The organism is Bacteroidales bacterium, from assembly GCA_035647615.1.
In the GTDB taxonomy this organism is placed as follows: domain Bacteria; phylum Bacteroidota; class Bacteroidia; order Bacteroidales; family 4484-276; genus SABY01.
This window is the reverse complement of the sequence record DASRND010000033.1, coordinates 46,105-54,192: the sequence shown is the minus strand read 5'-3', so window position 1 is coordinate 54,192 and position 8,088 is coordinate 46,105. Positions and strand designations below refer to the sequence as shown.

Sequence of the window (8,088 nt, the reverse complement as noted above, 5' to 3'; positions counted from 1 at the left end):
GCACACAAATTCATTCAGCTGGACAACCAGCGGCGACGGAACCTTTAATAACCCAAGCTCATTGACTCCCGTTTATACGCCTGGCAATAGTGATAAAATAACAGGTCTGGTGACGCTGACACTTTCAGCACAGCAAAACGCTCCCTGTGTGGGATCTGCCTCAGATGCCATGCAGCTAAGCATTCAACGTTCCGTAGCGGCCAATGCCGGTACCAATGCTACCATTTGCGAGACACAAACCCATTATCTTTCTAACGCCAGTGCTACCAATTATGGATCATTGTTTTGGACTACCAGTGGCGACGGAACTTTTAGCAGTACCACCGCACTTAAACCTACCTATACTCCTGGCGTAACTGATAAAAACAATGGTAGCGTGGTGCTAACATTGAAGGCAACAGCCATCAGTCCTTGCAGCTTGCCCAAGACCAGCACAAAAACGCTCACCATTATCCGCCAGGCAACAGCCGGCGCCGGTGATGATGCCGAAATATGTGAAACCGACACTTACACCCTTAGCGGAACGGTGGCATACACAAACTCATTCGTTTGGACTACCAGCGGCAATGGAACTTTTAGTAATCCTAACTCACTGACTCCGGTATATGCACCCGGCACAATTGATAAAACCACTGGTTCGGTAACACTGACACTTACCGCACAGCAAAACGCTCCCTGTGTGGGATCTGCAAGTGATGCCATGCAACTGACTATTCAACGTTCCGTAGCGGCCAATGCCGGTACCAATGCTACCATTTGCGAGACACAAACCCATTATCTTTCTAACGCCAGTGCTACCAATTATGGATCATTGTTGTGGACTACCAGTGGCGACGGAACCTTTAACAGTACTACCACATTAAAGCCTATTTATACACCTGGTAATGCCGATAAAAACAATGGTAGCGTGGTGCTAAAATTGAAGGCAACCGCCATTAGCCCATGCAGCCTACCAAAGACCAGCACAAAGACGCTTACCATCACTCGCAACGCAACTGCCAATGCCGGTACTGACGTAATCGTATGCTCCGATGGTGGGCAGCTTAGCGGCAGCGCTCAAAATTACACCACTATAACCTGGAGCACCTCCGGCGATGGAACTTTTAATAATACCTCTTCACTTTCGCCCGTATATATTCCCGGCCCACAGGATATTGCTGCCCGCGAGGCAACACTAACTATCGCAGCCGGCTCTATCAGCCCATGTACTTCGATGGCCATAGATCAGGTGAAAATGATTATCGACATTCCTTATGTTACTTCCAGCAGCATGAACGATCAGTTGCTCAAAACCGGCAATAGTCTTGTCCTCATTTTCAACGTAGCCAGTGCTCAGCCAGGACAATATACCTGGTATGCCAATGGCAATGTAATTCCCGGACAAACCGGCCCAATCATGTTTATTCTTAGTGCGATTCCTGCTGATGCGGGTGAGTATCAGGCTGTATTTAATAACGAATGTGGCATAGTAGTGAGCCAGGTATCTACAGTAACACTGCTGCAGCCTTATGCGCAGCAACTCACCATTCCCCAGGGCTGGAGCGGATTTTCATCGTTTGTTACTCCGTTCAATCCGGCTTTAGAAACGGTATTCTCATCCATTGCCAACGACATGATTCTGATGGCCAACAATTCGGGCGTATACTGGCCTGGACAAAACATCAATACATTAGGAAACCTGGAGATTACAGAAGGGTATAAAATAAAAATGCAAAACAGCGGACAGGTTTCCGTTTCCGGAAATGTAAGCTATCCGCTGAGCGCACTGACGATTCCCGCCGGATGGTCGTATCTGCCGGTGAACACACCCTGTGAGGAAAATGTAGAGCAGTTTGCTGCCTATCCACAGATTACCATGATCAAAGACATCGCAGGCACCAGAGTTTATTGGCCGGAGATGGGCATCAACACCATTGGCAACCTGATTCCCGGAAAAGCATATTTTATTTTAAATAACGCCTCGCCATTCGTGATGAAATATCAGGGTTGCAATGGTTTTAAAGCTTCTATGGTATTGCCCGCTTCTGCTGTGGCTTCGCCCTGGCCGATGATTACCGCCACACCGATTACCCACGTTTTTGGCTTTACCCGAGAGGCTTTGGCCGGATTTACCGATGGCGACATCATTGGCGCTTTCGACGTAAAAGGTGATTGTATGGGCGTGATGCAGGTAGATAAAATGCAATATACCAACTCGCTTGTTGTGTTTGGCGCCGACAATACCGACGAATTTGCCAAAGGCATGGACGTAGGCGAACTCGTTAAATTTAGATCACTGCGTCAGCTCGAAAATGCTGAATCAGAACTGGAAGTCACCTTTGCCAGCCGCAACGCATCAGATGGTTATTTTGTGGAAAATGGAATTTCGGTAGTTGATCACGCGGCCGCCTGTGCTACCGGAATAGAAAACCAAACTTCCGCAGATGCCGCTCAAATTAAAGTATATCCTAATCCGACCCGCGGTGAACTCACCATTGCACTGGGCAATATTTCGTTGCGCGATGCCAGCGTGATTGTTACCAACCAAAACGGACAGATGATGCTACGCCAGAAACTCGAAGAAGCCCAGACGCAACTCGATCTTGGAAACCTCCCCCGCGGGATTTATCATTTGAGAATTACCACAGGTACTTTTACAAAGGTGGAGCGAATCATCCTGAATTAAGTCTTTAGAAATTTATATTAATAAAAAAGCGCCTCCTGATTGGGGGCGTTTTTTTTGTTGGGGGCTATATCATAGGTTAGCCGCTGAAAGCTGCGCGTACAAGAGGATACAGACGTGATGCTCCGGGATAATAAGAGATACAATTCCTAACCCACACAGCTTCATCAACGGGAAGTTCTACTTTTGCTGTACTATAAATTATTATTAATAATCTTAAATTTTAAAACAAATTTACTATGAAAAGATTTTTACTGGTTGGCCTACTCATTACCTTATTCATTGCCGGATTTTCTCAGAATTATAAAGGAGATAAGCTTTTTGCCCTTTCAGAAGTTTATTCTTCGGATGATATTGAATACAACAAATACGCTTACAACGACGACATGCTGTTGCAGACTACCAATTCGCTAAGCGAAAACGGTGATTATTTGATAGATTCTTTGTGGTACGATGAATTTAATAATATCGTGAAGCTCGATCTTTATCAGCTTTTAAATGGTGCCTGGACCTACGTTTCTTATATTGATTACACCTATGATGAAAACGGAAATCGCTTGACGCGCTCGAACTACAACAGCTACGGAACACCCAATTTTACATTAGGCGGGATTTATAAATATTATTATGACGAAAATAATAAACAAACGAACTGGGAGCTATACATGGGCGGAACAGACTTAATGCAAATTTGCACATTGACGTACAATAATGATGGACAAGTGATTATGGAAATTGGGCAGGACAACTTTAACTCGGGTAATATGGAAAATTCATGGAAGATTGATTACCAATATAATTCAGACGGGACGCTTAAAACTACAGCACAATCTTTTTGGAGTGGCTATTGGAGCGTCTATGGCACCGAGTTGTTCTATTATGACAATAATAAAAATTGCATAAAATGGGACCACAAAGATGGCAATACTGTAACGGATAGAAAAGAGTATGAATACAATATGGCGTACACCGCTGATCAGCTTGTGCTGCCTGTAGAGCCGGAGTTTGATACTAAAAATCTAGTAGCGATGAACAACATGGCTACAGTTCAACATTGGTACACCGAGGATAATGTGGGTAGCTTGATTTATGTTTGTGATTATATTTACGATTATGACACCTTAACCTCCGTCGGAATTGCAAACCCGGCCTTTGATGCCGCCAATCTGCGTGTGTATCCAAATCCTGCTTCCGATTTAATTACCATTACCGCAAACAACACAATCATAAGCAATGCAGACGTTTTGGATAATACCGGCAAAGTAGTTTTAAGAAACTCCAATTTAAATAAGGAAAAAATGAATTTGGATTTATCTACCCTAAAATCCGGTGTATATTTTGTAAGACTCGCAACTTCAAAAGGCGTTTTTATGGAGAAATTAATCGTGCAATAAATCCGGAAGTTGCACCCTTAGCTACCATAAAAAAAGCGTCTCCTTTTGCCGGTGACGCTTTTTTTGTTTTGCCACTCAAAATAATTCTGTCCCTGTATGGTTTAATAGATTTAGTTTTCGATATGATACGGCTATGAAAGGCACACGCACACTTCTGTATTTTTTATTTTTGGTAATGACCACAACCACGCTGTGGGCGCAGGACGACGACGCTCCGGTTCGGGTTGAGTTTGGCGCCAACGCCGAAGTGTTTCAGGTGGTTCCTTGCGGCGATGCCGGCGTACTGATGTTTTACGAAAGTGTGAAGCAAATAGAAAATCAGGGAAAAACATGGGTTTTTATTTTTTACGATTCAAGCCTCAATCCCGTCTGGTCGAAAGAGATCCCGGTGTACAACGACTTTGGTTTTGCGCAGTCGTATGTGAGCGATGGACAGATTTATCTTACCTGGCTCAAATACTCTAAGCCCCGCCGCGACGAATACAACCTACAGTTGGTGAGCATCGAGCTTGCCAGCGGCACCTACAGCACGCAGGGCATTTTTGTGCCCGAAAAAGCTGAACTTATAGCTTTCGAGGTACACGATAACATAATGATGGCCGGGTTTAATTATCCCAAAGAAGAAGCCTTATTGCTGATACGCGACCTCACCACCGGCAATGATCAGGCGGTGATTTTTAATGAAAATCCATCCTTTATAAAGAATCTCGTTTACAACCCACACAACCGGCAGGTTTTGGTGGCTGTTAATATTTACACATCCCGAAAGAACAGCGCAATATATCTCAACAGCTACAACTTGCAGGGCGAGCGGCTTGAGACGCTGCAACTCACGCCGGCACAGTCGTCGGTAAAATTGATGAATGTACAAATACATATTGCGGCTGCCAACGAATGGTATATTCTGGGAAGTTTTAATCGTCTCAATGGCAGCCTCCCCCGCTCCGAAGAAGATAAGTTGGGCGAACCTTCCGAAGGTTTTTATATTGCCAAAATAGAAAAGCAAAACCAGCAGTTTCTGCGGCTGCACAAGCTGATCGATTTTAAAAATATTACCACCATATTAAATAACGAAGAGTTGCGGGATATAAAAAACATGGTGGAAAAGGAAAAGAAAAGAGGTAAGCCGCAGTCGCTCAACTATCAGTTTTTGATGCACGACCTTTCTCACCACGACGGGGAATTTGTGATGCTTGCCGAGGTATATTATCCCGAATACCACCAGGTAACTACCATGAGCTATGATTTCTATGGCCGGCCAATGCCCTATTATTACAATGTTTTTGATGGCTACCGCTACTTCAATGCTTTTGTTGCCGGTTTCGATAAGCAGGGAAGTCTCCTCTGGAGCAACGGCATAAAAATCTGGGATATGCGGTCGATGCAATTGCTACGGCGCGTGGAGACCAGCAGCGCTGGTAAGGAGTTGGTGATCTTTTATAACGACAACGGACGCATCGTTTCAAAAATCATCGATGGTTACTACGACATTGGTGAGGTGGAAAAAACCAGGCTCGCCACCAAAAACCCGGGCGACGTGCAGTTGGAGGCTTCCAATGGCATGACCGCACACTGGTACAACAATTATTATCTTGCCTGGGGCTACCAGACCCTGCGCAACAGCGACGTAGGTGGAGGCAGCAAACGCTCCGTTTTTTATATCAACAAGCTGATTTTTAATTAGAGCCGGATGGTTCAACAATGGTTGGCTGAACATCCCGTCAGGGATGAAATATGGATAGAAAGAATATTCCAAACGATTGTTCCGTCCCGTACGAGGCGGAATTTGGTCAACACCTATTTATAAATCCTAAAGTTTGAGGTGTTGACGAGCGCGGATGAATCCCACTCGTTGGGCTGCCAGGCACGAATATAAATCAACGGGTCGATGCCATTGAAGTCGATAAGCAGAAACAGGTAACCTTCGTCGGCATAGGTGGTGGAAGAGTAGTTCTGCCGCATCTCCACACCGTACACCTGCGGCGCATTGTTTTTCTTGATGATTTCAAAAGTGCTGAAATCGATAAAAATATCCTTCTGACTCCCAAAAACCCTGCGCTGCCGTTCGATGTAATCCCTTTTGGTAAGCTGTATCTGCTCAAAGCCTGGCTGCCCGGGAAGTTGCTGATAGGTAACTTCGGAGGCGGGATTCATCCGCGGCTGTATTTTGCGCCCGACAAGTATCAATGCCTCTTCGGCAAACATCAGGTTGATGGTTTCGATGTCGCGGCAAATGAAGGCCGTCCGGTATTTTTCGATAAACTTAATGATCTCCTGGCGGTTGCCCCAATCGTCGCCATACTCGACCTGCTGCACAAATTTCTCATACAGATCGTCGGTAATACAAAGATTGAAATCGACGAGAGTGCCGGCGGTATCAAAATCCAGGACGAGGTATTCGGTGGCTTGTTTGTGCAGGCTCGGGTAGTAGTGGTTCACCATCATTTTGCGAATCTCGTAGCCCGACCGCGTTTTATTCACAGCAGCTTCGAGATATCCCGCAGCAGGCTCAGGATGGTTGTTGCTCATGTAAGCCGAAATTTTGTTACACAAAAATTCATCATTCGCGTATTGCTCCCTTACCAGAGATTCCTTACCTTTTTCGAGCACAGCGATAAAGTCATTGGCTGCCAGCAAAAGCTGCTTGGTAGCGTCCACATCTCTATTCGCTTCTATCATCAAATCAGTTTTTGCTGGAATGTTCCGTGTGTCGGGACTATTTGCCAAATGTGTGAGGTCGATGGCAAACTCGTTTTTAAATACCGGCAGCTTCACCAGTTCCCAAAGCTCTTCCACAGCTTTGAACTCCTGGCGGGAATTATAGTAAGTATATTCCACAAACATTTTCAGCTCGTCAAATTCTACGCTGTTGCCTACCAATTTCACTGTCGCTTTTCCGTCGCGCACCTGCCCGTTGCCTGCGAGCTGGTTGCCGTCCCAAAACCTGAAATGTAGAAGCGAGATGGGCTTGTCGAGATAGGTAACATCGAAGCAGAGTTGCCGTTCACGGCTGCTGATCATCCTGTCGGCAGTAAGCCGGAATTGTATCCCCTGCATCACGCTGTTGAGGGTTCGGGGGATCTCTAGGCTGATCTCTTTTTCGTTGAAGATAACCCTTTCGTTGGGAAGAGATTTGACAAGCAGGTTACCGAAAAACAGATTTTTCAATGCAAAAGCCAACTGACCTGCCTTAATATTTTCGAGGCTGTTTTGATACATTTGATACGCCATTTCGGCGCGTTCGTCGTACAGGTGTTTTACGGCATCGGCCGAGAGGTAGCAAAATATTTCCGTTTGTCCGTCGGGCAGGATGGTACGGATTTGCTTCACATTTTTGAGGGTTGCCGTAGAGTAGGTCTCAACAATTGATTCCGCAAACTCCTCCACCTGCATGTTTACCTCTCTTGCCCGCTGCTCGAAATTGCTTTTCACCGTTACCGAGATCATCTCGCTCAGCTCGCGGATGGCTTCCTGGAGCGCACGGCTTTCGTCGGTGGAAACGCCAGTTCCGTAATAATATTCACGCGAGTTGATAATGAAGGATTTGGATGGAGATTGTGCCAGCGCGGAAACGCCAAAAAGCAGCAACAACAAAAACGGGGTGATCTTCATTTCAGGTTTTTTGATTTTGATTCATCAACAAAAGTAGGGGTTTTTGTTACACATCGTACTTAAACCACCCAATTTATTGGTGGTTAGATAGCCGTTGCTTTCTCAAACAATTTTTTAAGATATTCTTTCACACTTTATAGTTAGTCAGGGTTTGACTTTGAGTCAAGCCCTGACTTTGGCTTTGTTCGGCTTAGGCTCAGCCGTCACAGCCTCCGTCTAATTTTGTACCGACTTTCCAGTGTAAGCTACGGAAACACTCCGGTTAACCCGACCCCGCAGGGGTCAAATATTTATAGAAAGCCGGGTGTGTGGAGAAATGCGACCCCTGCGGGGTCGAAGATTTGCCTATCACCGGTTTTGCTAGAAACATACCATCCCTTCGGGATGATGGGGACACCCGCCCGCCTTAGCTCAAAAGGC

Annotated in this window: 4 protein-coding genes; 3 read left to right on the top strand and 1 reads right to left on the bottom strand. The window is 45.6% G+C overall.

Annotation, left to right across the window (positions count from 1 at the left end):
• The 3 genes from VFC92_11160 to VFC92_11150 all read left to right on the top strand — a co-directional run.
• On the top strand, nt 1-2,665 hold a 2,665-nt coding region (locus VFC92_11160; protein ID HZK08747.1), incomplete at its 5' end, for a T9SS type A sorting domain-containing protein.
• A 236-nt stretch (nt 2,666-2,901) separates the two neighbouring features.
• Nucleotides 2,902-4,056 carry a T9SS type A sorting domain-containing protein gene (locus VFC92_11155; protein ID HZK08746.1) on the top strand — a complete coding sequence of 385 codons (1,155 nt, stop codon included), beginning with the start codon at nt 2,902-2,904 and terminating at the stop codon, nt 4,054-4,056.
• A gap of 133 nt (nt 4,057-4,189) precedes the next feature.
• Complete coding sequence (locus tag VFC92_11150; protein ID HZK08745.1) at nt 4,190-5,740, top strand: hypothetical protein; 1,551 nt, start codon at nt 4,190-4,192, stop codon at nt 5,738-5,740.
• Nucleotides 5,741-5,853: 113 nt separating this feature from the next.
• Here VFC92_11150 and VFC92_11145 read toward each other — a convergent pair whose 3' ends face one another.
• Nucleotides 5,854-7,668 (bottom strand): LPP20 family lipoprotein, encoded by a 1,815-nt coding sequence (locus VFC92_11145; protein ID HZK08744.1) that lies wholly within the window; start codon nt 7,666-7,668, stop codon nt 5,854-5,856.
• Nucleotides 7,669-8,088 lie beyond the last annotated feature (420 nt).